Consider the following 25,338-nt stretch of genomic DNA (forward strand, 5'->3'; position numbering starts at 1 on the left):
GATCACGTTCGTGATTACTCGGCCGAGTATGTTGTCGGGATTCGTGCGTTTCAGCGTCCAGGGTCCGGGGTTGTCCCGGCCCGCGATCCGATTTCGTGCCCTCCAGGCCCGCGAGCCGTCGAGGGAGACGGTCGCCCCGCGCCCACCCCGGGCCAGGGAGCGACCGGCTTCCGGTTCGAGGGACAGCCGTCGTGCACGTCGGATCCACGCTCTTGTGCATCATGAACTCGTCTCATCATCGAATCGCGAGGTATCCATGCGCCTGTCTCGTCATCGATCCGGCTTCACGTTGATCGAGTTGCTGGTGGTCATTGCCATCATCGGCGTCCTGATCGCCCTGCTGCTGCCGGCGGTCCAGAGTGCCCGCGAGGCGGCCCGTCGGGCCCAGTGCGTGAACAATCTGAAGCAGATTGGCATCGCCGCGCACAACTATCACGACACCGTCGGCGCCTTCCCCTGGGGCCAGGGGCCCCTCGGCTGCAACGACTGGAACCACATCACCTTTATGCTCCCCTACATGGAGCAGGTGCAGGTCTTCAACGCCATCAACTTCACCTTCAGCTGGGGCTGCACGGGCCACCCGGCTAACACGACGGCGACCTTCACGCGCCTCAACACGGTGATCTGCCCGTCGGACGAGAACCGACTGACCTGGCCCTCCGGCCCGAACAGCTACCACGCGAATGCCGGCTCGCTCCCCATCCTCTTCGCCTGGAATGGCATCCGGCCCAACGGCCCCTTCGGCGCGGTCCCCGAGATGCCGGTGATCCGCATGGCCGACATCCGAGACGGCACCAGCAACACCGCCTTCCACAGCGAGCGTGTCATGGGCATTGGCTCCGGCAACAATCAGGTGATCGACTTCACCACGCCGACGGCCACGATCGCCCGCGTCCCCGCCGCAACCCGAATGGACGTGCCCGGCCCGTACTGGGAGGCGTGCAGGGTCTCGGACCCGAGGCTTCCGGGCATCACCCTGGGCAGTGGCCGGCCGGTCGGCTCGCACTGGCACATGGGCAACCCGCAATCCAGCCGATATAACCACGTGATGGCGCCCAACACCTGGTCGTGCACCGACGCCGGGGGCAACAACGGCAACGGAGCCCAGACCGCCAGCAGCCGTCACCCGGGCATTGTCAATATTCTCTTCGGCGATGGTACGGTCCGAGCCGTCAAGAACACGGTCAACATCGAGGTCTGGTGGGCCATCGGCTCCCGCAACGGCGGCGAGGTCGTCTCGGCCGACCAGTTCTGACCCGATCCCAACGGCCGCGATTTGATCCGATCCCATCCGATTTCGAGCATCTCGCCGTGGATCGGATCAGATCGCCCGGGGCTCCACTTGCCCCGCCACCCTCCGGCCTTTGGCTTGCCTTGCCGGAGGGATGCGGGCCATGTTCACATCGGCAGGCTGATGTCCTTCCGGTTCTCGCCGGGCTGGACCTCGAGATAGTCCTCGGTGTCGGCAAGCTCGCGATTGCTCATTGTCTCGGGCGACTCGACCCGGATCCGGTTGCCGCCGATCACCGTCGTGATCGTATAGGTGCCGTCCGGGCCGATCGGCGCGTCGCGAAGCGGCACGTCCTTTCTCAGGTGGTTGGACGCGTCGAAGACGATCCGCCCCTGCTTGGGCGTCTTGCCGTGGATCGTGACCGTGCCGGTGACCGTCGCCTCGGTCGTTGACGTCTCGACCGGCGGCTTCCCCGACCCGCAGCCGATGACCACTCCCCCAACGAGGGCGGCCGACGCCAACTGGATCCATCGTCGATTCGGGACTCGCATGGGTGTTCCTCTCGCTGATCCGGATCGCCCGGCACCGATGCCGGGGCATGTCGAACATCAATCGTCGCAAAGATCTTTCGGGAAAACAAGCGAGTTTATCTGCGATTTTTGCCCTGTGAGTGGACGCCCTCCTTGGTGTCGGCGGCCGAGCGGGCCGGGCAGTAGGTCAGGCCCCCGCTCGGGAAGATCCGCACGCGAGGCGAGGGCGTGCCGGCCGATCGTGCGAGGATTTCCAGCCGATTCCGCAGCTCTGCCGGGTCGGAGTAGAGCCGGATCGGCCCGAGCCGGGGGCCGATCCGATCGCGCAAAGGAGGAGCATAGACCAGAACATCGCGATCGACGACCAGCTCCCGAGCCCATCGGACCATGAACGAGGCGGCGCTGCCCGAGGCTGCCACCAGGCGATCGGCCATCGCCAGGCCGCGACGCATCACGAGTCCTCCCGGTGCCCCCGTCGCGGCGATGGCCCGCATGGCGGGCATAGGAAAGGAACGGTCGATCTCTGCCGGATTCGTCCAGAAGAAGCCAACGAGCGCCCCGCCGCTCCGGCAGGCGGATCGGTGGTTGAGCAGGACCTTGAAGCTCTGCATCGGATCACCCGGCCAGGGAGCGTTGCCGGCGATCACCACGTCGGCGGGTTCGGCATCGGGGGCTCGGTAGCGTCGGGCGACCTCGGCGGCGAGGTGATCCTGCACGGCGTCGGGGTGCCCGCTCGCCACCTGGAAGACCTGTCCCGGCGGCCCGAGCACGTGGCTGAGCGACACGCAGGGGCCGAGCCTGCTCGCTGCCCCTCGAATCGCCCGTCGCATCGGGTTTGCCTCGGCCGTCGAGCCGAGCAAGGCTCCGGCGTCTCCCCCGAGTCCGACCCGGTGAATCGCTCCCAGAGTCGAGCGATGGCTTGTTCCTGGGAAGATCAGTTTATATCCTCCGCCGAACCCTGCCTGGAGATGCGGTAAGACCGAGCCAATCAAAATTCGAAGATCTGCCTGCGCAACAGGTCGGAAGACGCGCACCGGGATGCCGTCGTCGGTCGTCCCGAGATCCTCATACTGAGACAGGTCATCGACCGGAGGACTGAAACACGAGTACGAGGCGGCCACCTCGTCACCGACCCTGCGCGTCATGGCCTCGGCATCCACCGCGTGATGTCGGCCAACGCCAACACTGATGCTGATGTCCTTTTGGGAAACTCCTCTGGCTCGGAGTCGCTCAAGGACGATCGGCAGTGCTTCCCGAACCGGCGTCCAGCGTGACGGATCATCCACGACGATGGCGACGGTGGACCTCGGCCCGACCTGTTCTTCGATCGGATCGATGCCTCCCAGCGGAGCATCCAGCGCCGTGGTCAGGGCCGCACGGTAATCCGCGATTGCCCCGTCGAGCATGGGCTGAATCACGTCCGGATCAGGCCAGCCGTCCGGAAGCCTCAGTTCCAGCGGTGGCTCATCTCCCCAGGGAATTGCAACGACGGACGACATGATGGAGAGGTCCTAGAAACAGTGAGAATGTAAATGAATGATATTTCTTAAGAGGTTTTCTCAAACGAAATGGGGCGGTTCTGGTTCGTTGGCGAGGGGTCGAGATGGTGCCGGAACCAGAGTTCGAGCATGAGCAAGGCCCAGAGGCGATAGGCGTGGTCGCGGCGGCCGTCGCCGTGCTCGGAGATCATCCGATCGACCGCTTCGGGCCGGAAGAGGCCGCGGCCAAGGCTGACCGGGTCGAGGAGCACAGCACGAAGTTCGTCGCGGAGTTCGCCACGGAACCAGCGGTCGATCGGAACGCCGAAGCCCATCTTCGAGCGAGTCCGGATCGGTGACGGGATCAAATCGGCGAACGCTCGCTTGAGAATAACCTTCGATCGCCCTTTGCGGAGGCGGAGCTTGCGGTCGAGCGGCATGGCCAGGGCCAGCTCGACGACCCGATGGTCGAGAAACGGCCCCCGGCACTCGAGCCCGTGGGCCATGCTGGCGATGTCGACCTTGGTGAGAAGATCGCCGGGCAAATAGGTGAGAAGATCCGCAACCATTGCCTGTGTCACCGGGTCGCGGTCCGACGCGACCCCGAGCGTCCGGTCGAGGACGAGCGCGGGATCGGCCTCGTCGGGTTCTCGCGAGGCGGCCTGGGTGAGCGTGTCGAGGAAGTCGTCGGAATACAGGCCGGCTCGCGTTTCTTCGTCGAAGCTGGTCATCCAGCGGAGGTATCGAGCCGTTGGGGAAAGGCCGACGGCTTCAAGCCACCGTTTCGCGGCCCGGAGTTTCGTCTTGGCGCGGCTTGACGCCGGGAGGGTCCGGGCGACCGGCCCGCCGAGCCATCGGCCGATTCCGCCGGGCAGTTTCGCCACGGCTTCGGCCAGGGCGATCCCTCGATAACGGTCGTAGCCGCCGAAGAGCTCGTCGCCGGCGTCTCCGGTCAGGGCGACGGTCACATGCTCTCGGGTCATCCGGGAGACATGCCAGGTGGGCAGGGCCGAGCTATCGGCGAACGGCTCGTCGAAGTGCCAGGCCAGGCCCGGCAACGTTTCCCACGCCTCGGGCTTGACGTTGAATGCGTGGTGCTCGGTCCCGAGGAACTCGGCAGCCATCCGCGCATACGAGGATTCATCGAACGCAGGGTCATCGAATCCGATAGAGAATGTTTTCACGCGATGGGTCGCGTGCTGCTGCATCAGGCCGACGATGATCGTCGAGTCGATGCCACCGGAGAGGAAGGCGCCGAGGGGAACATCGGCGGCCATTTGCTCGCGGACGGCGTCGGAAAGGGTAGCGCGGAGGTGCTCGATATCCTGCTCGATCGGCCGAACGGTTTCGCGGTTCCAGTCGGGTTCCCAGTAACGATGGAGTTTCAGGTGGCCGTCGTGCCAGACGAGCGTGTGGGCCGGCGGAAGCTTGTGAACCCCCTGAAGGATTGTCCGGGGATGGGGGATATATCCATAGGTGAGATAGCGATCGAGTGAGAGGGGGTCGATCTTGCGAGGGAGGTCCGCTTCGGGCAGGCAGAGCAGGGCTTTCAACTCGCTGGCGAAGAGGATGCGGTCGGCCTCGGTGCGGTAGACGAGCGGTTTCTGGCCGAGGCGGTCGCGGGTCAGGATGAGTCGCCTCCGGGGGGCGTCCCAAACGGCGATGGCGAACATGCCGCGGAGCAAGCGAGCAAAGCCGGGGCCTTCGTCCTCGTAGAGATGGCTGATGACCTCGGAGTCGCCGGCCGATCGGAGGGTGTGCCCTCGGGCTTCGAGGCGGTTGCGGAGTTCGGAAAAGTTGTAGATCTCTCCATTAAAGGCGACATGAATGGTTCCATCCTCGTTACTCATCGGTTGGTGGCCGCCGGGCAAGTCGAGGATGGAGAGGCGGCGGAACCCGAGGGCGGCGTGCGCGTCTCGGAAGGCTCCCAGGTCGTCGGGCCCTCGGTGTTCGAGGCGGGAAATCATTGCCCCGAGCTGCGCGTCGGTCGGGCCGGTTCCCGAGCGTGTCCAGGCTGCCCCGCAAATGCCGCACATCGCGTTCACCGATCTTTGGGTAGAATGGACAGGGGTGTTGGTGTGCCGAGCTTGCTCGTCGATCGGGATCGAAACGGAGGATGCCTCATGCCTGGCCCATTTCCTGGAATGGACCCTTACCTGGAAGAGAAGGCCCTCTGGCCGGGGGTGCATCAGGCGTTCATGACGTTTGTGTGGGGGACGCTCAACGAACGGCTGCCCGAGCGTTACGTGGCCAATCTGAACGAGCGGTTGTACATCGATGAGCCGAATCGGTCGATCATCCCCGACGCGGCGGTTTACGAACGATCATCACCGGGGGGGAGGGGCTGGGGCAACCCCGGGGGGGGGGCGTCGTCGGCCGGGGTGGCGGTGCTGGATGAACCCTGGGTGCTGGAAACGCCGCTGGAACCGATCCGGGAAGGGTTTATTGAGATTTTACCGGCTCGGGAGCCGGCTCGGGTCGTGACGGTGATCGAGCTGCTCAGCCCGTCGAACAAGGCGTCGGGGACGACCGGCCGCGAGGCGTATCTGGCCAAGCAGGACGAGATTCTCAAGAGCCCGGCGCACCTGATCGAGATCGATCTACTCCGGTCGGGAGAGCATACCGTGGCGGCCCCCCGGGATGCGCTGGCTCGGCGAGGGATTTACGATTACCTCGTGAGCCTGAACCGGTCGACGCGGCGCATTCGGTTCGAGGTCTGGGCCAGGACGATCCGGGATCGACTCCCTCGGATTGCCGTGCCGTTGCTCGACGAGGATCCTGATCTGGTGCTCGACCTGCAACCGATGCTCGATCGCTGTTATGACCTCGGGGCTTATGCCCGCCGGATCGACTACGGGAATGATCCGGTTCCTCCCCTGACCAGGGCCGACGCCGAGTGGGTCGACCTTTTGCTCCGCGAGCGGGGCCTGCGGAAATGAGCGGTTTCCAAGGCCCCGATTATTGATCAAAACATCAGTTTTCCACGATCCTCATATCAGCCGCCCAGGGACCAGGCGGCGAGCTGGACGGTGCCTTTGATGGTTTTCATGGCTTCGGTGACGGCGCTGTGTTCGAATCCGGAGTGCATCTTGCAGTTCTGGCAGCGGCGGTCCTGGCGGCTTTCCCAGTAGGCCCAGTCGGTGGTTTGCCAGAACTCGTTCCAGTCGTCGTAGTAGCCCTCGCCTTCGATCAGGTAGCAGGGGGCTTTCCAGCCTTTCGGGGTGTAGTTGACGGTCGACCAGGGGGCACAGGGCAGCTCTCGAAGTCCAGCGGCGAATTCGAGGAAGGCCGGGGTGGCGCTGACCTTGTACTTCTTCGAAAATTCGCGGATGGCCTGGAACTTCTCGTGAATCTGCTCCTTGGTCAGGAAGACGTCGGCGTCGACGCTTTCATATTCGTATCCGGGTGAGATCAAGATTCCTTTGGCTTTGAGTTCATCGACGAGTTTGCACAGTTCTTCCACTTCGGCCACATCGGTTTGCTTGTAGACGGTGGTGTTCAAGTAAAGAGTATATCCTAGATCCTTACCCTGTCGAATGGCGTTGATGGCGGCGTCGAAAACGCCGGCGCGCTTGGTGATGTAATCATGGGTTTCGCGCATGCCGTCGAGGTGGATCATCAGAAACAGGTGATCGCTCGGCGGGATGATGCCGTAGAACTTATCGTGCAGGCGGAGGGCATTGGTGCAGATGATGATGTATTTCTTGCGGGCGATCAGCTCGTCGATCAGCTCTTTCAGTTCGGGGTAGAGGGTCGGCTCGCCGCCGCAGATGTTGACGATCGGGGCCCCGCAGTCGTCGACGGCCTTGAGGCACTGCGCGACGGTCATGCGGTCCTTGAGCTTGCCGGTGTAGCGTTCGGTCGAGCAGCCGATGCAGGCGAGGTTGCAGGTGTAAAGCGGTTCGAGCATCAGGACGGTCGGGTAGCGATCGATCCCGGCGCGTTCCATGCGGTTGCGGTGCTTGGCCTGGGCCAGGGTGAATCCGAAGGGGTATCGCATGAGCCCGCTCGCCTCCTTGCTCGTCTCGTGGGAGTGGCCGGGCCGTGGGTTTGGGGCCGGCGCTGTCCGTGGTGGTGCTGGGTTTCGGTCGGTTGGTTGGTCAAGGGTTGGTCGTCGAGGGCAGTCGGCAGTCGCATGGTTGGCCCTCAGAGCGTAACCCCGGCATCATTCCGCATTTGGCCAGGCGACGCAAGGCCAGCACGGGGTGAAATTTCGGTCGGATTGGGCGGTTTCGGACCGATCAGCCGAGGAGGCCCATGCTGACGAACGAGGCGAGCATCACCAGGCCGAGCACGGCGAGGACGAGGGCCACGGCGATTCCCATGCCCGGACCGGGCAGTTTCAGGTCGCCTTGATGGAGCACGCGGAGGTAGTGTCGGTAGCGGGCGGCCGAACCGACAAGGACGCCGATGCCCAGGGCGACCAGGACCGTTCCCATCCAGAGCGAGGCCCGAGAGCTGCCGGGATCGGGGGCGTGCTCGCCGCCGAGACTGGCCATTTCCCGGAGGAACCAGCCGAACCGGGCGACCACGAATCCGAACCCCATCAGGGCCAGGCCGGTCCTCATCCAGGAGAGCAAGGTCCGTTCGGCGGCCATGATCACGCGGGGGTCGATCTCCGAGGGGGGCTTCCGGGGGGTGGGCTCCTCCATCGCGGGCGAGTCCTTCGTGCTCCGGGGGCGAATCGCCCGGCCTTCGGCGGATTGGGACGGACAGGATCTCGTGCGGCGATCCGAATTATCGGGAGCGAACCGATCGGGGGTCAACCCTGAGGGGCTAAGCCGGGGCATTCACCCTCTGGTGCGCAGGGCAAGACTTGGCCTGGTGCGCTCGGGGTGATGGGCGGTTTCTCTGAAATGGCAAGGGGTTGCGGCGAATTAATCGCTTCGTTTCGGGAAAGCGGGGTGGCCTGATGGGTTCGTTTCGCGCGGGAGTTACAGCCACGGATGCAACACGGGCGAGAACAAGGGATCGGCGGAATGAAACCCGGTCGAGCGCGGCTCGGTGCGCCTGGGAAACAGGGATCGGTGCGCTCGAGAAGGATCGGATGAAATGACTCGATCTGGTTTTGAGGGAAGAGGTTGTGTCGATCGGGTTCGCATCCGTTTCGGGAATTCGGGGAGTGGCTGGGTTCGTTTCGCGCGTGTCGTGTGATCGAGCTGAGATTCGAGAGGTACTGGAGCGTCGCGACGGTGTGCACGGCGGGGAAAGAAGGGAAATTGGATCGGATTGCCAAAGAGAGGGGGGAGCCTCGTCGAGGGGCGGGCTTGCGAAGCACAGTGGTGAGCTCTTCTCCACTTCCTAGACAGTATCGGGGAAATCGGCATGGGCAGTCACCGAATCCGACGATTGGTGGAATGAAGCAACGGAAGGATAATGCAGAAGAACGGATTGGCGAAGGTAAAGGCGGGGGACAGCGGGTTGGCGAGGTTGGGGCGAATCGGGGGGGCGACCTGGAGTGGCCAGAGGGACGAGGGAGGCAGGCTCAGTTGACGGGGGAGGCCGGGTTGGCCTACGATCACGGCCCGATGCACCGGGAGGTGGCGGCGGAGGCAGGGAGGGGCGATGGCGGCCGAGTCGGCGTCGATGGCGATGGCGTGGGTCTACGACCTGAACAGTTGCCGGGGGCCGACCGGAGTGACCCGGCACGCGCTGGCGCAGCTGGAGCGGTTGATGGCTCGGCCGGAGATTGACTTGACGGTCGTTTCGGGACGAATCGGCGAACCGGATGGGCTGGCGTTCTGGGAAACCCTGAGCGATCGGGAGCACGCGCCGAGGCGGAGGGAATTGCCGATCTCGACGCGCAACGCCTTGCGGCTCTGGCGGTTCGTGCCGTGGCCGCCGCTGGAGGTCTGGACGGGGCGGCTCGACTGGATCTACTGCCCGGCCGAGTATTATGTGCCGACGCATCGGGCGAAGCGGGCGGTGACGAGCCATGATGTCTTGCAGGATGTGCGGTACGGCGGGAACAGTCGGCGCGACCTGCTGGGGCATGCGTTCGGGTCGGCCGATCGGATCCTGTCGGTCTCGCGGTTCAATACCGAGCAGTTGCTGGAGCGGTTCCCGGAGTGCAAGGGGAAGGTCCGGATCGTGCCGAACGCGGCCGACGACCTGTTCTTCGCCGAGCCGACCGAGGGGGAGCGGGCTCGTGTGCGCGGCGAGGTGGGGTTGAGGCCCGATCAGCCGTTTTTGCTCTCGGTGGCGAACTATCAGCCGAGGAAGAATCTGCCGAGGCTGGTCAGGGCCGCCGGACGCTTGCCGGAGGTGGCGTCGGGGGACCTGGCGTTGGTGCTGGTGGGAGAAGGGCAAGCCGGGCCGGCCGAGGCGATCCGCAGGGAGGTGGCCGCGCTGGGATCGAAGGCGAAGGTGGTCTTGCCGGGGTATTTGCAGGGAACGACGTTGCGAGCGCTTTATGCCGAGGCCAGGGCGCTGGCGTTCCCATCGACGTGTGAGAGCTTCGGCATTCCGGCGGTCGAGGCGATGGCGCAGGGGTGCCCGGTGGCCCTGGCCGATTCGACCGCCCTGCCCGAAATCGCGGGCGAGGCCGGCTGGTACTTCGATCCCGAGCAGGCCGAGGCGATCACCGCCACCCTGCGCCGCGTGCTCGACGACGAGGCCGAGCGGTCGCGACGGGTGGCGATCGGCCGCTCGATTGCCGCGAGCTTCCGCTGGGACCGGGCGCACGAGGCATTGATGGCGGCGTTGCGGGAGGACGGTTGACGTTCTGGCTGGGATCAGTCGTTCTTGACCTTCACGTGGAAGCCGGCGGCGTTGAGGGCCTCAACGGCGGCGAGGGGGATGACCTTGCCGGAGAGGGTGACGGTGGTGGAGCGGGGCTCGGCCTTGATGGTCTCGATGCCTTCGACCTCGCCGAGGGCCTCCTCGACGGCGACGGCGCAGCCTCGGCAGCAGTTGTGCAGGCCGACGAGGGTGAGGGTTTCAACCGGCTTGTCGGTGGCTCCGCTGTCGTCCTTGACGATGACGAGGTCGGAGTCGGGCGTGCCGTGGTAGCCGGCGGCGGTGATGGCGTCGAGGGTGCGCTGAAGGGCCTTCACGTCTTTTGAGACCATGACCACGGTGCCGAGGTCGCGGTCGCAGGTGACGGTGACGCCTTCGATCGGCTTGGCCGCCTCGTCGACGGCGCGGACACAGGCGCCGCAGCAGAGGTGGACGCCTTCGAGGGTGATCGTCTTTTCCTCGGCCGGACGGTCGGAGGTTGCGACAGCGGCCGCCGGGACGATGAGGGCGGCCGCGGCGAGCAGGGCAAGGGTGCGGAGGGGGTTCATGGGAGATTTGCCTTGGTTTTGATGAGTGAAGGTGTTGGGCGTTGCGAAACGGGGTGAAGGAGGACTCCCTCACCCGGCCTTCGGCCACCCTCTCCCCGCTCGCGGGGAGAGGGCTGGGGATGCTCGGAATCGCGACCGTTTCCGTCCCCCTCTCCCCGCTCGCGGGGAGAGGGCTGGGGTGAGGGTTCCGAGTCTGCCCGCGAGCTTGAGAGTCGGGGCTCGATCACGCGATTCCTCGGAGCCATTGTTCAACACACGGGCCGAGGGCTCAAGCCCCAGGAGCGGCCGCTCCCCCCTGCCCTTCGTCGTCGGCCGCTGCGGCGAACAACTCGGCGACCGGGACTAGGAAGCCGGGGAGGACCAGGCCCTCGGCGGTTTGAGTCTCGGTGAAGGGACGTTCGACCCAGGTGCCGGCGTCTCGGATCAGGACCGTGATCCGGCGATCGATCGGATCAACAATCCAGTATTCGAACAGGCCGAAGGCGAGGTATTCTTCGCGCTTGGTGGTGTAATCTCGCTCGCGAGCCTCGGCTCCAGGAGAGACGACCTCCATGACGAGGCTCGGGACGCGAACGCCCCGGAGGTCCTTCGGCGCATTGCGCAGGACCACCGCCACATCCGGGTGCCGGCCGGAGCCGAAGCCCGGGAGCCGGAGCTCCCCTCCCCCGCCGGCGCGATGGATCAGGCCGGGGTGATTGCGGTCGAAATCGTTGAGGCTGTGAATGAGGTTCCAGACGATCAGGCCGTGGTCTTCGCCGGGGAAACTGGTGACTTCAAGGAATCCACGCGCCAGTTCATAACGATATCCTTCCTCGGTGTCGGCGTCGAGGAACTCTTGCAAGGTCAATCGTCGACCGTGGTCGAGCGGGCCGAGGTGGATCGTTTCGCTGGTCGAGGCCATCAGGGCGATCCTCTGGGGGGGACTGCACTCGTCCTTGCAGCATGCACGCCTGCGCGGGAGAATTTTGTCTTTCGCTCAGGGAGTGTGGGCAGGGGGTCGTTGAGCCTAATTTTCACTTAGAAGCCACAGCAGATTGCTTTTAAACTATTATTGATATCCTTGCGGAGCCTTATGATGGCTGAACACCGGATCGAGTTCGAGATCTATCGGCTGAACGTGATCGACGACGAAGACTTGCTTCCCATGATGGGGGAGCCGATTTCAACGGACAGGGACATCCTGCGTGTTGTCGAATATGCCACTTCCGCTGAGCTAGATTACATCTCCGAGCGAGACCAAGCTTCCAGTATATACAAATGGGGGCTGCGTGAGTTCGTTGAATACAATGTCGAAGGCGTCTCTACGGCCCCGCTCGCTGGCGTGACCTATTCTAGGGCGACTTTGCGGCAGGCGGGTACGATATTAACGGATTATGGCCTCGAACAGGGGATTTCAACGCCAGACCAGCCGCTCGCCATTTCCGTCCAGATGATTTTCTACATGGAGCGGCACCTCATCGCGGTGGAGCGCCGGGGGAAAATCATGGATACGCAGGTCTGGCGGTCCTCGCTTCACATCATTCTCGACAAGGCGTCAACTGCCCTCGGGTTCAGGTCGAGCATTCGGCTTGAGGCCGTGTCACACGAGTCCGAGATCCTCGCAACATTCTTCCGTTTCTCCCTCCTGACACACCTCAGGGTCCATTTGCGTCTCCCGAATCCGGACCTCAGCCGGTATATGAAAAGTCTCTACGATATGATGACCGAGGGGCAAGTGCGCGAGCTTTCGCAGGACATGAAGAACAAGAACGGGCTGAGCCAAGAGCAGGGGGCGCTCCCGCATGCTGCGGTGACGATGGCTAATGCCGGTTACAGGAAGGGGGATGTGCTGATGGAGGGAATTATTGACGGCAAACCTCAAACCGTGACTACGGGGCAGAATGCTGTTCGGGCGAGTATAGACGCGACAAGAGGGTTCGAAGAGCTGCGGGAGTATGCTCGAGGCGCAGCGGCGGCGGCTTCGGCCAAGAGCACCAAGGAGGCGCTCGAAGCATTGATCGGAGAGATTAACAATAAGATAGAAGCCGAGAGAGCTGGGTGATGACTATCAAGGTCGACCTCAGGCTAATATGGGGATACATATCCGAACTCGTGCTCGCGAGTATGGCCTACGGGATGCTCAGGATTCTGTTCGCTGGCGAAGACCTTATAGCCTTCACGGTCAGTACGGCGAGCGAGTGGAACGACCTTACGGGGATCTTGTTCTCCGCCGCGCTTGCAATCTGGATTACGTTCGTCAACATCCGGGCAATGCCATTTGGCGAATACCTGCACCGCGTCGGGGCGGAGAAGCAAATCACTGCTGCGTTTGTTTGCGCGATGGCCGTGTTCTTCTGTGCCACCGTCACCTTGACTGCATGCACGGCGATCAGTCGTCCTGAGCCTGCCCATGCAGCGCTGTTTCTGCTTATTTATTCCTTGGTTAATGCTTATACCCTTGTCAGGAATTCGACGCTCCTAATCAAGCTGTATGGAAAATTTAACCGCTTGAGTAAAGCTAAAGTTTCGAGCGATGGAGTTGGGAAGCCGATTCAAGTCTTGCCGCATTCCACTCGCACCGAATCGTAGCTCAAACCATCAGAACGCTCCTGAAGAAGCGGGAAAACCGCGGCCACGCCACGGTGCCGATCTGCGAGCTGAAGCCGTCGCTACGGGAATTGAGCGACCCGGCCGAAGCACCCTACAAGTTCCAGAGGTTTGACGGAACGGAAACGGCCCGCCCTGCTCAACGAGAGGTTGAGCGGGGCGGGCCGTGGGGATGGTTAATGGGGGCCGGAGCCGGCTCGATTAGTCGGCCGAGGGGGCGGGGGTTTCGTCGCGGTAGCGGGCGAAGCTGGGGCCCTTTTCGGCGAGGGCTTCGAGGGCCTCGGGGCGGATGCGGACCTCGGCCTCCTGGTGGGCCTTGAAGCCGGTACCGGCGGGGACGAGGTGGCCGAGGATGACGTTCTCCTTCAGGCCGACGAGGTAGTCGACCTTGCCGGCCAGGGCGGCCTCGGTGAGGACCTTGGTCGTCTCCTGGAAGCTGGCGGCGGAGATGAAGCTCTCGGACTGCACGGCGGCCTTGGTGATGCCGAGCAGCTGGGTGCTGGCGGCGGCGGGCTTGGGGCGGACCCACTCGGCCTTGGTGCCGCCGTTCTCCTCGACGCGGTTGTTCTCGGCCTCGAAGGTGTCGCGGGGGACGATGTCGCCGGAGCGGAAGTCGGTGTCGCCGGGGTCCTTGACCTTGACGCAGCCGAGCAGTTCCTGGTTGGTCCGGCGGAACTCGAACTTGTCGACGATCGAACCAGGCAAGAGGTTCGTGTCGCCGACGGATTCGATCTTCACCTTGCGGAGCATCTGGGAGACGGTGATCTCCAGGTGCTTGTCGTCGATCTCGACGCGCTGGGCACGGTAGACGTTCTGAATCTCGCGGAGCAGGTAGCGCTGGACGGCTTCCTCGCCGGAGATCCGGAGGATGTCGTGCGGGACGAGCGGGCCTTCGACGAGTGGTTCACCGGCGCGGACTCGGCTGCCGGTGTGGACCTTCATGTACTTACCGTGGGGCACCTGGTGCTCGCGCTCGACGCCCGACTCGTTGCGGACGATGACGATGCGCTTGCCGCGGCGCTTCTCTTCGAGGATCTCGACCTTGCCGTCGACCTCGGCGATGACGGCCGGCTCCTTGGGTCGCCGGGCCTCGAACAGTTCGGTGATCCGAGGGAGACCGCCGGTGATGTCCATCGTGCGGCGGGCTTCGCGGGGGGTCTTGGCCAGGACGGTGCCGGCCTTGATCTGCTGGCCTTCCTGGACCTCGATGCCGGCCCGCTCGGGGATGTAGTAGAAGTCGAGGATCTTACCTTCGTTGTCTTCGAGGATGATCTGCGGGTGCAGGTCGCCCTTGTGCTCCATGATGGCCGAGCGGTTGTGGCCGGTGCGGGGGTCCTGCTCGATGCGGAGGGTTTCGCCCTCGATGATGTCCTCGAAGCGGACCTTACCGCCGACCTCGGCGAGGATGGGGATGTTGTGCGGGTCCCATTCGCAGAGGGTGGCGCCTCGGGCGACTTCCTGGCCGTCCTCGACCTTCATGATCGAGCCGTCGGGCACGTCGTACTTTTCGAGTTCGCGGCCCTTGGGGTCGAGGATCTGGATTTCACCGTTGCGGGCCAGGGCGATCTGGTCGCCTTCGTCGTTGATGACGACGTTGATGCCGACGAGCTTGATGATGCCGTCGCGCTTGGCCTTGAGTTCCTTTTCCTCGATACCGGTGGTGGCGGTGCCACCGATGTGGAAGGTCCGCATGGTGAGCTGGGTGCCCGGCTCGCCGATCGACTGAGCGGCGATGATGCCGACGGCCATGCCTTGCTCGACCAGGCGGCCGGTGGCCAGGTCCATGCCGTAGCAGTTCTGGCAGACGCCGAGGGGAGCCTCGCAGGTCAATGGGGAGCGGACCTGGATCTTCTCGACCTGCATTTCTTCGAGCTTCTTGGCCGCCGCGACCGTGATCATCTCGTTTTCGCGGACGACGACCTCGTCGGTGATCGGGTTGACGATGTTGACCCGGCTGACGCGGCCGCGGACCATCTGGGAGATGGCGACCTCGACCTTTTCGGAGCTCCCTTTGTAGACGGTTCCCTTGGTGATGCCCTGGGTGGTGCCGCAGTCTCGCATGGTGATGACGACGTTCTGGGCGACGTCGGCGAGCTTGCGGGTCAGGTAGCCCGAGTCGGCCGTCTTCAAGGCGGTGTCGGCCAGACCCTTGCGGGCACCGTGGGTTGAGGAGAAGTATTCGAGCACCGACAAGCCTTCACGGAAGTTGGCCTTGATCGGCGTCTCGATGATCTTGCCGGAGGGCTTGGCCATGAGGCCTCGCATGCCGGCGAGCTGGCGAATCTGCTCGACACCACCGCGGGCGCCGGAGTCGGCCATGAGGTAGATCGGGTTGAGGTAGACCTCGCCGCCTCGGACGTCGCTCTTGAGGTCGGCCATCATCTGCTGGGTGATGAGCTCTCGGGCGTGGGTCCAGGCGTCGAGCACCTTGTTGTAGCGTTCGAGCTCGGTGATGATGCCGCGCTGGTAGAGCTTGTTGTTCTTGACGACTTCCTTTTCGGCGTCGTCGAGAATCTTCTGCTTGTTGTCGGGGGTCTTCAGGTCGTCGGTGGCGAAGGAGAGGCCCGAGCGGGTGGACTCTCGGAAGCCGATGTCCTTCATGTTGTCGAGCAGGTGGATCGTCTCGCGACGGCCGAGCAGGAGGTAGCAGTCGGCGATGATCATCTGAAGCTGCTTCTGTCCGAGTGCCATGTTGTAGTAGGGCATTCGGGGGGGCAGCATGTCGTTGAAGATGACGCGGCCAACGGTGGTGTTGACCACCATGCCGGGGGTGAACTCTTTTTCGCCGTCGCCGCGGAGCGATTTGTGGGCGGGCAGGCGGAGCTTGATCATGGCGTGCTTGCCGACCTTCTTCTGACTGAAGGCCTGGAAGACTTCCATGGGGGAGGCGAAGACGCCGTACTCGCGGCCGTCTTCCTTGCGGTACTCGCCGTGCTCGCCGGGGCGCTGGACGGTCAGGTAGTAACAGCCCATGACGATGTCTTGAGACGGGCTGATGATCGGGCTGCCGTTGGCCGGGCTGAAGATGTTGTTGGTGGACATCATCAGGGTCATGGCCTCGACCTGCGCCTCGATCGAGAGCGGCAGGTGGACGGCCATCTGGTCGCCGTCGAAGTCGGCGTTGAAGCCTCGGCAGACGAGCGGGTGGATGCGGATGGCGTTGCCTTCGACGAGGACCGGCTCAAACGCCTGGATGCCCATGCGGTGCAGAGTCGGGGCGCGATTGAGCAGGACCGGGTGGTTCTGGATCACCTCTTCGAGGATGTCCCAGACCTCATCGGTGCGGCGTTCGAGCATCTTCTTGGCCGACTTGATGGTGTCGGCGTGGCCGAGCTCCTTGAGCCGTCGGATGATGAACGGCTGGAAGAGCTCCAGGGCGATCTTCTTCGGCAGGCCGCACTGGTGCAGCTTCAGCTCGGGGCCGACGACGATGACGGAGCGGGCCGAGTAGTCGACGCGCTTGCCAAGCAGGTTCTCGCGGAAGCGCCCTTGCTTCCCCTTGATCATGTCGGTGAGCGACTTGAGCGGGCGGTTCGACGAGCCGAGAACCGGGCGCTTGCAGCGGTTGTTGTCGAAGAGGGCGTCGACGGCCTGCTGGAGCATCCGCTTCTCGTTGCGGATGATGACCTCGGGGGCGTTGAGGTCGACCAGCTTCTTGAGCCGGTTATTGCGGTTGATGATGCGGCGGTACAGGTCGTTCAGGTCGCTCGTGGCGAAGTTGCCGCTATCGAGCAGGACGAGCGGGCGCAGGTCGGGCGGGATAACGGGGATGGCTTCGAGGACCATCCACTCGGCGCGGTTGTCGGAGTCTCGGAGGCTCTCGACGACCTTGAGGCGCTTGGTGATGTCCTTGATCTTCTGGCGGCTGTTGGTTTCGGTCAGTTCCTGGCGGAGCTGCTTGGAGAGTTCGACGAGGTCGAGCCGCAAGAGGAGCTTGCGGATGGCCTCGGCCCCCATGTCGGCCTCGAAGGTGTCGCCGTAGTCGGCGCGATACTTCCGGAACTCCTCCTCGGTCAGGAGCTGGCGTTCCTTCAGGGGGGTGTCGCCGGGGTCGACGACGACATAGTCCTGGAAGTAGATGATGCGTTCGAGGCTGGTGGTCCGCATGTCCAGCAGGGTGCCCAGTCGGCTGGGCATGGCCTTGAAGAACCAGATGTGGACGACCGGCGCGGCCAGCTCGATGTGTCCCATGCGCTTGCGGCGGACGCGGGAGTGCGTGACCTTGACGCCGCAGCGGTCGCAGATCATCCCCTTGTACTTCATGCCCCGGTACTTGCCGCAGGCGCATTCCCAGTCCTTTTCGGGGCCGAAGATGCGCTCGCAGAAGAGGCCGTCTTTCTCGGGGCGGTAGGTCCGGTAGTTGATCGTTTCGGGCTTCTTGACCTCACCGAACGACCAGCTTCGGATGTCGTAGGGGGAGGCGAGGCCAATCTTGACGGCCCCATAGTCGTTGATACGATCGTAGGCACTCTCGCCCATGCTCACGGGAATCGCTCCTCTGCACGCCTGGCGGGTGCAATCGCGGGTGGGGTGTCACGCTTGCGATCCGGGGAAATGGCCTTCGGTTCGTTTTGTGCGTCGCCCGGTTCAACCGTTGCGCGACCCTCGGCGTGCGAGTGGTCGGCCGATGCACAAAAAAACGGGCCGAAGTTGACGGCGATTTCCCGAGTCGCGGTCGATCAAATCAAGGTCTGGTCAGTTCAACGGGGTTTGGCCGAGAGGCCGGCGGAAGCGGTGAACCGTCTCGCTTGATGGGGCTCGGCAGGGAGCCCGAACAGCGGGACGGCACCGGGAGGCCGACCGAGATGGATGGATTCGATCCGGGGTTCAGGTCCGATCGGGTCAGGGAGAGGCCGTCCCTCGTGGAGTTCGGGAACGCCTCGGAATCGGTTCGGGCTTGGGGAAGGAGCCATCGGGCACGCTTGCAAACGACAAGCAGGCCGTCATCCCGATCTCTGGTTTGGGCCAAAGGGACGGGCGCGGCCTCGGGGACGATACAGACCGCCGCACGGGCCTGGCATCCGGGCCGGGCGGGGAGGATCTTCGAAGGCGGTTTGGATCATCGGCGACGGATTGTGGTGACGTTGCTGCATCGGCGCGCACGGGGCCGAGGCTCGTCGGCGGGCGACGTCCTCGGCACAATCGATCGGAAGTCGTCTGGGCACTGGCGGCTCCGGCGGTCCTGCCCTTGGAGTCGGCATTCGGGTATTCTAGTCCAGGTCTTCAGGAATTCCAAGCGAAATTCTCTTGACAGCAGGGATTTCTTCGAGGGGCGGCCCGAGGCGGGGGAGCTTTCGGGCGATCAGGCGGGCGTGAAGCCATCGAACGTGTAGCCGAACAGCGCGATATCCTTGCGGTAGGCCTTGGCGACGATCTGTTTCATGTCGTCGGTGTAGTAGTCGTCGCGGTAATCGTCCGACCGGGACGACGGATCAAGGTGGGCCAGGGGCTTGCCGGTGCCGACGCGGGCTCGGATCGTCTCGTAGTCGTCGGCGATCGCCTCGAACCGTCCGATGAAGTCGACCTGTGCGGCGTATCGCCCCGAATCCGGAGGAAGTGGTACTGCGGGACGAGGTGCGTGTAGCTGGATTCGAGGTCGACGCCGGGCAGCCAGTCGAGGACGAAGGCGCGGAAGTCGGGGACCCTGGTGAGGTGCTGTTCGGCCCAGAGCTGGTCGGCCTGGCCTCGTCCGCCGCCCTTGAGGTAAGAGAAGGCGCTGTAGAGCCGGTCCCAGGGATTGCGGACGAAGGTGAATTTGAAGGCGTCTTTGAGTTCCTGGGCGCTGGAGATCAGGCTGTAGTGCCGGAGGGTCATGTGCCGCCCCCCTTCGCAGCCGAAGAGGCTCCTGACGATGGAGGTGCCGGCGGCCTTGGGAATGTGCACGAAGAGGGCGTGATGGCGGTCCGGCACCTCGGTGGTCGGGGCCGTGCCGAGGGCGTGACGCTCAGGGGCGTCGCGCCCTCGTGGCCGGGGATTTAGATCCGCTTTTTCTCAAGCTGCATGTTCAAGCCGAGGCCGCGGATTTCGTTCGTGAGCACGTCGAAGCTGGCGGGGGTGCCGGCTTCGAGGGTGTTCTCGCCCTTGACCATCGACTCGTAGATCTTGGTCCGGCCTTCGACGTCGTCGGACTTGACGGTCAGGAGCTCCTGGAGGATGTAGGCGGCGCCATAGGCTTCCAGGGCCCAGACTTCCATCTCGCCGAAGCGCTGGCCGCCGAACCGGGCCTTACCACCGAGCGGCTGCTGGGTGATGAGGCTGTAAGGGCCGGTGGCTCGGGCGTGGATCTTGTCGTCGACGAGGTGGTGGAGCTTGAGCATGTACAGATAGCCGACGGTGACGCGCTGGTCGAACGCCTCGCCGGTGCGGCCGTCGTAGAGGATGGCCTTGCCGTTTTCGGGCAGGCCGGCGTCGAGCAGGCACTGCCGGATGGTCGATTCGTCGGCGCCGTCGAAGACGGGGCAGACGGCCTGGAAGCCGAGCTTGCTGGCGGCCCAGCCAAGGTGGGTTTCCAGAATCTGACCGACGTTCATGCGGCTGGGAACGCCGAGCGGGTTGAGCAGGATGTCGACCGCCGTGCCGTCGGCGAGGAAGGGCATGTCCTCGACCGGGAGGATCTTGGCGATGACCCCCTTGTTCCCGTGGCGGCCGGCCATCTTGTCGCCGACGGAGATGACCCGCTTGGTGGCGACGTAGACCTTGACCATCTGGAGGACGCCGGAAGGCAGCTCGTCGCCGCGCTTCATGCTATTGAGCTTGCGTTCCTTTTCGTCGCGGAGGGCCTCGATCTTCGGCTGGTGGAGGCGGAAGATCTTGCGGACCTCTCGGGCAACCTCGGGGCTGCGGAGGTCGAGTTTTTCGATGTTGAGCCGCTGGCTTTCCTCATCGAGCTTGATGGGGTCTTTTTCGCGGCCGAGGGGTTTGCCGGTCTCGGGGTCGGGGATCGGGCCACCGATGGCCTCTTCCATGGCCGAGATCATGGCCTTGTACTCGTCGGCGATCCGCTGGCCTTCGATTGTTTCGACGTCTTTGAGCTCTTTCTCGAAGGCCTTGCGCTCCTCTTCGGAGAGGCTCATCCGGCGGCTGAACCGCTGGGTGCTGATGACAATGCCTTCGACGCCCGAGGGAACGTCGAGCGAGTCGTTCTTCACGTCTTCGCCGGCGCGGCCGAAGATGGCGTGGAGGAGCTTTTCCTCGGGGGTCAGCTCGCTCTTGGACTTCGGCGCGACCTTGCCGACGAGGATGTCGCCCGGCTTGACGTAGGTGCCGATGCGGACGATGCCGTTGTCGTCGAGGTTGCGCAGGGCCTTCTCGGAGACGTTCGGGATGTCTCGGGTGAACTCCTCACGGCCGAGCTTCGTTTCGCGGATCTCGATCTCGAACTCTTCGATATGAATGGACGTGTAGACGTCATCTTTCACGAGACGTTCAGAGATGATGATCGCGTCTTCGAAGTTGTAGCCGTCCCAGGACATGAAGCCGACCAGGACGTTGCGGCCCAGGGCGAGCTCGCCGAGGTAGGTGGCGGCGCCGTCGGCCAGGACGGTGCCGGGCTTGACCTTCTGGCCGACCTCGATGATCGGCTTCTGGTTCAGACAGGTCCGTTCGTTGAGGCCGACGTACTTGCGGAGCTTGTAGACGTGGGTGTCGTCGATGACGATCTTGGTGGCATCGACGTAAGTGACGGTCCCTTCCTGCTCGGCCTTGATGAGCATGCCGGAGTTCTGGGCGACGGCGTGTTCGAGGCCGGTAGCGACGATCGGCGGCTCGGCGACGAGCAAGGGGACAGCCTGCCGCTGCATGTTCGAGCCCATGAGGGCCCGGTTGGCGTCGTCGTGTTCGAGGAACGGGATGAGGCCGGCCGAGACGCCGACCATCTGCTTCGGGCTGATGTCGACGTACTGGACGGTCTCGGGCTTGACGACGACGAAGTCGCCCTGGAAGCGGGAGATGACGTTGCCTTCGAGTCGGCCCGCCGTATCGACGCCGGCATCGGACGGGGCGATGTAGACTTCCGACTCCTCATCGGCCCGCATCAGGACGACGTCCTTGGTGCGTCGGCCATCCTCGATCTTGAGGTAGGGGCTGACGAGGAAGCCGTACTCGTCGACGCCGCCGAAGATGCCGAGCGAGCTGATCAGGCCGATGTTCGTGCCTTCAGGCGTCTCGATCGGGCAGATGCGGCCGTAGTGCGAGATGTGGACGTCTCGGACCTCGAAGCCGGCCCGTTTGCGGTTCAGGCCGCCAGGGCCGAGGGCCGAGAGGCGGCGTTCGTGCGTGAGCTGGGCCAGGGGGTTGGTCTGGTCGACGACCTGCGACAACTCGCCTCGGCCGAAGAAGTACTCGATGGCCGCGCTGATCGACTTCGGGTTGATCAAGGAGCGAGGGGTCATGTCCTCGGCATCCTTAAGGTTCATGCGTTCCTGGACCGTGCGGCGGAGCTTGAGGAACCCCTTGCGCAGCTCGTCGGAAGCAAGTTCGTCGATGGTGCGGAGGCGGCGATTGCCGAGGTGGTCGATGTCGTCGACGTGCCCCTTGCCCTTGCGAAGGTTGAGGATGTAGCGGATCGAGTTCAGGTAGTCGGCTGCGTCGAGGATCATGCGATCCTCGGGGACGTCCTGGTTGAACTTGCGGTTGATCCGGAAGCGGCCGACCTTGCCGAGTCGATAGCGGTTGGTGTCGAAGAACTTTTCGTTGAACAGCTCTCGGGCCTTTTCGAGCTGCGGCGGGTTGCCGGGCCGGAGCCGCTGATAGATGCGCAGGAGGGCCGACTCGTGGTCGGTGGTCGGGTCTTCCTGGAGCGACTGGAGGATCAGCGGGTCGCGGGCGTCTTTGAGGACCTCGATGTCGCCGAGCTCGTTGTCGACGAGGATCTGGGCGAGGGCCTTGGAGATGGTCGAGCCGCTATCAGCGAGGACCTCGCCGGTGTTCGGATCGACGATGTCGCCGCAGGCGATCCGACCTTCGAGGCTCTGGGCGGCGGTCTTGTCGGAGGTCGAGATGGTCTCGGACTCGTAGAAGGCCGAGAGAATTGCCTCGTCGGACGAGAAGCGGGGGTCCATGGCCCGCAAGAGGGTCATGGCCGAGAACTTGCCGGACTGGTCGATCCGGACGCCAAGGGTGTCTTTCTTGGTGACCTGAAGCTCGATCCAGCTGCCGCGCTCGGGGATGATTCGGCAGGCGTGCAGGCGCTTTTCGCTGGCCTCGATCTCGACGACGAAGTCGACGCCGGGAGAGCGGTGCAGCTGGCTGACGACGACGCGCTCGGCGCCGTTGATGATGAACTCGCCGCCGCCGATCATGATCGGCATGTCGCCGAGGTAGACCGATTCCTCAACGGCCGTTTCCCCCTTGTTCAGGCGGAGCCAGACGTGCAGAGGGCGGCCGAAGGTCAGGCGCAGCTGTCGGCACTCGTCGGGGTCGTAGCGGGGCTTGCCGAGGTCGTAGCGGATGTATTCGAGCTTCAGCTGCTTGTCGTAGCTTTCGATCGGGAAGATTTCACGGAAGACGCCTTCGAGGCCCGAGTCGGTTCGCTTGTCGGCGGCGGTGTCGGCCTGCAGGAAGCGGGCGTAGCTGACCGTCTGGATCTGGGTCAGATCGGGGATAGGGTATTCGTCCTCGATCCGGCCGAAGTTGCGGGGAGGCAGTGGGGTGATCCGCTGGGCGCTGCTGGCGTAGGGCATCGGGTCGCGCTCCTCGAGGGGAGATGAAGGGCGGGCGCGGTCGCGGGCGACTCGGCGTCGGGTCGGCCGTTCCGGGCTCGGTCGGGGCCGCGGTCACGCTGAAGGCGTTGTCGAGCTCGGCGGGCCCTGAGTCCGGGCCTCGTCGAGGCGGGGACGCGGGCGGGTTCGGCTCGGGAAAAAGGGGCCTGAGGGAGTCGACATCCTGGCGGCTCCGGCGGGAGTTCCCGGCGCGCCGGCCGGCCCCGGTCGGTCGGAGCAAGCACCCGGAGGGCGTCGCCCGGTCGGACCGGGGCGGGACAGGAGAGACAGAAGGTTTGGATTCGGGGGTGGCTTGCCGATCGGACCTTCGATTGGGGAATCGGGGCGTCGATCGGCCGCCGGAGCGAAGCCGGGCCGGTCTGGGCCGGGCCCCGGAGATGCCGGGGCCGGCGTTTGTCCGGTCGGGGTCACTTGATGCTGACGGTGCCGCCGGCGTCTTCGAGTTCCTTCTTGAGCTTCTCGGCGTCTTCCTTGGAGATGCCGGTCTTGATCGGCTTCGGGGCGCCGTCGACCAGTTCCTTGGCTTCCTTGAGGCCGAGGGCGGTGGCGGCGCGGACGACCTTGATGACCTGGATCTTCTGGGCGCCGGCGTTTTCCAGAACGACGTCGAACTCGGTCTTTTCGGCGGCGGCGGCGGGGCCTTCGCCGGCGGCGGCAGCCGGGGCAGCGGCAACGGCGGCGGCGGCGGCCTTGATGCCGTGGACCTCTTCGAGGTAGTCACCCAGGGCCTTGGCTTCGAGGACGGTCAGCTTGACGATCTCTTCGCCGAGGTTCTTGATGTTGTCGGCGAATTCGCGGGCGGGGGCATCGGCAGTGGCCATCGTTCGGCGATCCTTTCGTTCGGAGCGATCCGGTTTGGTGCCTGGCTCGGCGGGTCTCGTCGCCGGTCGGGCGGGATCGGTCGGAATTCAGATGAGATGAAGGAGGGTGGAGCTGGGCGGTCGGTTCGCCTGGCTCCGGTCAACGCAACGAATCAGGTCGGAAGCGACGGCCGGGGGCCGTCGAGGGGATGGATCAGGGTCAGCCTTCGGCGGGGGCTTCGGCGTCGGCCGGGGCATTGCCCGAAGCGTCGGCGTCGGCGATGGCCTTGAGCTGTCCGGCGAGGCCGGCGGCCGGGGCATTGGCCAGGCTGACGACGCGCTGAACGGGGGCGAGGGCGAGGGCCACGGCCCGGCCGATCAGTTCTTCGCGGCTCGGCAGCTTGGTAATGTCGGCGACCTGGTCGGGCGAGATGATCACGCCGTCGACGGCACCGCCTTTGATCTTCGGCTTCTCGAGTTTCTTGACCTGGGCCGAGATCTCCTTGGCCAGTTCGGCGACACCTTCTCCGCCCCAGGCAGCCACGCTGGGGCCGCTGAGGTACTGGCGAAGGCCGCCGAGGCCGAGCTCGTCGAAGATTCGACCGGCCAGGGTGTTCTTGAGCACCTTGATGCGGATCGACTTCTTGCGAAGGTCGTTCCGGAGCTGGGTTTCGCTGATGGCGTCCAGGCCGCCGAGGTCCAGCAGCAGAACCGATCGCGTCCCGTCGAGGTCGCGACGGAGCTGGTCCATCATCAGCTCTTTGACGTACTTGCTCATCGCTTTGGTCGTCGGCCGGGGGCCGCCTCCTGGTGGGTGCCGGCTCGGGTTATGCGACGACCCGGATACCCGGGCTCATCGTGGCCGAGATGGTGACCGACCGGATGTACTGGCCCTTGGCGGCGGCCGGTTTGACAGATTTCAGGTGGGTCAGAAACGCCTGGATGTTCTCGATCAGCCGCTGATCGTCGAAGCTCAGCTTGCCGACCGGGGCGGCCACGTTCCCGCCCTTGTCGTTGCGAAACTCGATCTTCCCGGCCTTGAACTCGCGGACGGCCGAGGCGATGTCGGTCGTCACGGTGCCGGAGCGAGGCGAGGGCATCAGGCCCCGGGGGCCGAGCACGCGGCCCAGCGGGCCGACGATTCCCATGACGTCGGGCGTGGCCAGGGCCACGTCGAAGTCCATGACCCCGTTCTTGATCTGCTGGGCCAGGTCGTCGGCTCCGACGAGGTCGGCGCCAGCTTCCCGGGCTTTCTCGGCATTATCGCCCTGGGCGAAGACGGCCACGCGCACGCTCTTACCGATGCCGTGCGGCAAGGCGACCGAACCGCGGACGTTCTGGTCGCTTTGGCGGGGGTCGATGCCCAGGTTGGTCGAGACCTCGACCGACTGGTCGAACTTCGTGGTGCCGAACGTTTTCAGCGCCTTGACGGCCTCTTCCAGCGAGATTGGCCCCGAGGGGGTTTGCTGCAAGAGGGCGCGGAAGCGCTTCGAATGCTTGGGCACTGTCGCTCTCCGTAAGGTTCGGAAAAGCTGCCGCCCCTCGGTCGTCATCGGTCGAAGATCGACGGACGACGCCGGGACACCCGTGGCCCTCCGAGGGCCGTCTCCGGCGGGCGGTCGCGCCGGAAGCGGGTGGGCCGAGCACGCATCGGGCCGTGCTCGGCCGGTGGTTCCTTCACACGATCACGGTCATCCCCGGAAAGCCG

At 64.5% G+C, this 25,338-nt stretch carries 18 protein-coding genes; 5 read left to right on the top strand and 13 right to left on the bottom strand.

The genetic code is table 11. The features are described from left to right. Positions 1-256 precede the first annotated feature (256 nt). Complete coding sequence (locus tag HG800_RS18325; RefSeq protein ID WP_169978102.1) at positions 257-1,255, top strand: DUF1559 domain-containing protein; 999 nt, start codon at positions 257-259, stop codon at positions 1,253-1,255. Between the two features lie 143 nt (positions 1,256-1,398). Here the strand turns inward: HG800_RS18325 and HG800_RS18330 are convergent, their stop codons facing one another. The 3 genes from HG800_RS18330 to asnB all read right to left on the bottom strand — a co-directional run bounded on the left by HG800_RS18330 (position 1,399) and on the right by asnB (position 5,275). Further along, a complete protein-coding gene (locus HG800_RS18330; protein WP_169978104.1) occupies positions 1,399-1,782 on the bottom strand; it encodes a hypothetical protein in 384 nt (127 codons plus the stop codon). 95 nt (positions 1,783-1,877) lie between these two features. After that, a complete protein-coding gene (locus HG800_RS18335) occupies positions 1,878-3,260 on the bottom strand; it encodes a lactate racemase domain-containing protein (RefSeq protein WP_169978106.1) in 1,383 nt (460 codons plus the stop codon). 47 nt (positions 3,261-3,307) lie between these two features. After that, positions 3,308-5,275, bottom strand: a complete 1,968-nt coding sequence (asnB, locus tag HG800_RS18340; protein ID WP_169978108.1) for an asparagine synthase (glutamine-hydrolyzing) — start codon at positions 5,273-5,275, stop codon at positions 3,308-3,310. An 87-nt stretch (positions 5,276-5,362) separates the two neighbouring features. Here asnB and HG800_RS18345 point away from each other — a divergent pair, with 87 nt between their 5' ends. Next, complete coding sequence (locus HG800_RS18345) at positions 5,363-6,178, top strand: DUF4058 family protein (RefSeq protein ID WP_169978111.1); 816 nt, start codon at positions 5,363-5,365, stop codon at positions 6,176-6,178. 56 nt (positions 6,179-6,234) lie between these two features. Here HG800_RS18345 and hpnH read toward each other — a convergent pair whose 3' ends face one another. Together hpnH and HG800_RS18355 are read right to left on the bottom strand one after the other, a co-directional pair. Further along, positions 6,235-7,239, bottom strand: a complete 1,005-nt coding sequence (gene hpnH / locus HG800_RS18350) for an adenosyl-hopene transferase HpnH (RefSeq protein WP_169978113.1) — start codon at positions 7,237-7,239, stop codon at positions 6,235-6,237. A gap of 241 nt (positions 7,240-7,480) precedes the next feature. Continuing rightward, a complete protein-coding gene (locus tag HG800_RS18355; protein ID WP_169978115.1) occupies positions 7,481-7,891 on the bottom strand; it encodes a YidH family protein in 411 nt (136 codons plus the stop codon). 913 nt (positions 7,892-8,804) lie between these two features. Between HG800_RS18355 and HG800_RS18360 the strand changes: the two genes are divergently transcribed. Beyond that, the gene (locus HG800_RS18360) at positions 8,805-9,959 is read left to right on the top strand and encodes a glycosyltransferase family 4 protein (protein WP_169978116.1); all 1,155 of its coding nucleotides are present in this window, start codon (positions 8,805-8,807) and stop codon (positions 9,957-9,959) included. A 14-nt stretch (positions 9,960-9,973) separates the two neighbouring features. Here the strand turns inward: HG800_RS18360 and HG800_RS18365 are convergent, their stop codons facing one another. Both HG800_RS18365 and HG800_RS18370 read right to left on the bottom strand, forming a co-directional pair. Continuing rightward, positions 9,974-10,525: a heavy-metal-associated domain-containing protein gene (locus tag HG800_RS18365; RefSeq protein WP_169978118.1), complete on the bottom strand. Its 552-nt coding sequence runs from the start codon at positions 10,523-10,525 to the stop codon at positions 9,974-9,976. Positions 10,526-10,793: 268 nt separating this feature from the next. Then, a complete protein-coding gene (locus tag HG800_RS18370; RefSeq protein WP_169978120.1) occupies positions 10,794-11,426 on the bottom strand; it encodes a Uma2 family endonuclease in 633 nt (210 codons plus the stop codon). Positions 11,427-11,597: 171 nt separating this feature from the next. Between HG800_RS18370 and HG800_RS18375 the strand changes: the two genes are divergently transcribed. Together HG800_RS18375 and HG800_RS18380 are read left to right on the top strand one after the other, a co-directional pair. Next, positions 11,598-12,566 (top strand): hypothetical protein, encoded by a 969-nt coding sequence (locus HG800_RS18375; protein ID WP_169978122.1) that lies wholly within the window; start codon positions 11,598-11,600, stop codon positions 12,564-12,566. After that, positions 12,566-13,093, top strand: coding sequence for a hypothetical protein (locus HG800_RS18380; RefSeq protein ID WP_169978124.1), 528 nt, complete (start codon positions 12,566-12,568; stop codon positions 13,091-13,093). Before HG800_RS18375 ends, HG800_RS18380 begins: the two co-directional genes overlap by 1 nt. A 219-nt stretch (positions 13,094-13,312) precedes the next feature. Here the strand turns inward: HG800_RS18380 and rpoC are convergent, their stop codons facing one another. The 6 genes from rpoC to rplA all read right to left on the bottom strand — a co-directional run bounded on the left by rpoC (position 13,313) and on the right by rplA (position 25,135). Then, positions 13,313-17,596 carry a DNA-directed RNA polymerase subunit beta' gene (rpoC, locus tag HG800_RS18385; protein ID WP_169978126.1) on the bottom strand — a complete coding sequence of 1,428 codons (4,284 nt, stop codon included), beginning with the start codon at positions 17,594-17,596 and terminating at the stop codon, positions 13,313-13,315. 894 nt (positions 17,597-18,490) lie between these two features. Continuing rightward, positions 18,491-19,021, bottom strand: coding sequence for a sulfotransferase family 2 domain-containing protein (locus HG800_RS18390; protein ID WP_169978128.1), 531 nt, complete (start codon positions 19,019-19,021; stop codon positions 18,491-18,493). A 65-nt stretch (positions 19,022-19,086) separates the two neighbouring features. Continuing rightward, complete coding sequence (gene rpoB / locus HG800_RS18395) at positions 19,087-22,791, bottom strand: DNA-directed RNA polymerase subunit beta (protein WP_169978130.1); 3,705 nt, start codon at positions 22,789-22,791, stop codon at positions 19,087-19,089. A gap of 446 nt (positions 22,792-23,237) precedes the next feature. Next, positions 23,238-23,651 (bottom strand): 50S ribosomal protein L7/L12, encoded by a 414-nt coding sequence (gene rplL / locus HG800_RS18400; RefSeq protein ID WP_169978131.1) that lies wholly within the window; start codon positions 23,649-23,651, stop codon positions 23,238-23,240. 199 nt (positions 23,652-23,850) lie between these two features. Next, on the bottom strand, positions 23,851-24,408 hold the full coding sequence (rplJ, locus tag HG800_RS18405; RefSeq protein ID WP_169978134.1) for a 50S ribosomal protein L10: 558 nt from the start codon (positions 24,406-24,408) through the stop codon (positions 23,851-23,853). A gap of 49 nt (positions 24,409-24,457) precedes the next feature. Then, positions 24,458-25,135, bottom strand: coding sequence for a 50S ribosomal protein L1 (gene rplA, locus HG800_RS18410; RefSeq protein ID WP_169978136.1), 678 nt, complete (start codon positions 25,133-25,135; stop codon positions 24,458-24,460). Between the last annotated feature and the right edge of the window lie 203 nt (positions 25,136-25,338).

The sequence above is a fragment of the Tautonia rosea genome, from assembly GCF_012958305.1.
Lineage (GTDB): Bacteria > Planctomycetota > Planctomycetia > Isosphaerales > Isosphaeraceae > Tautonia > Tautonia rosea.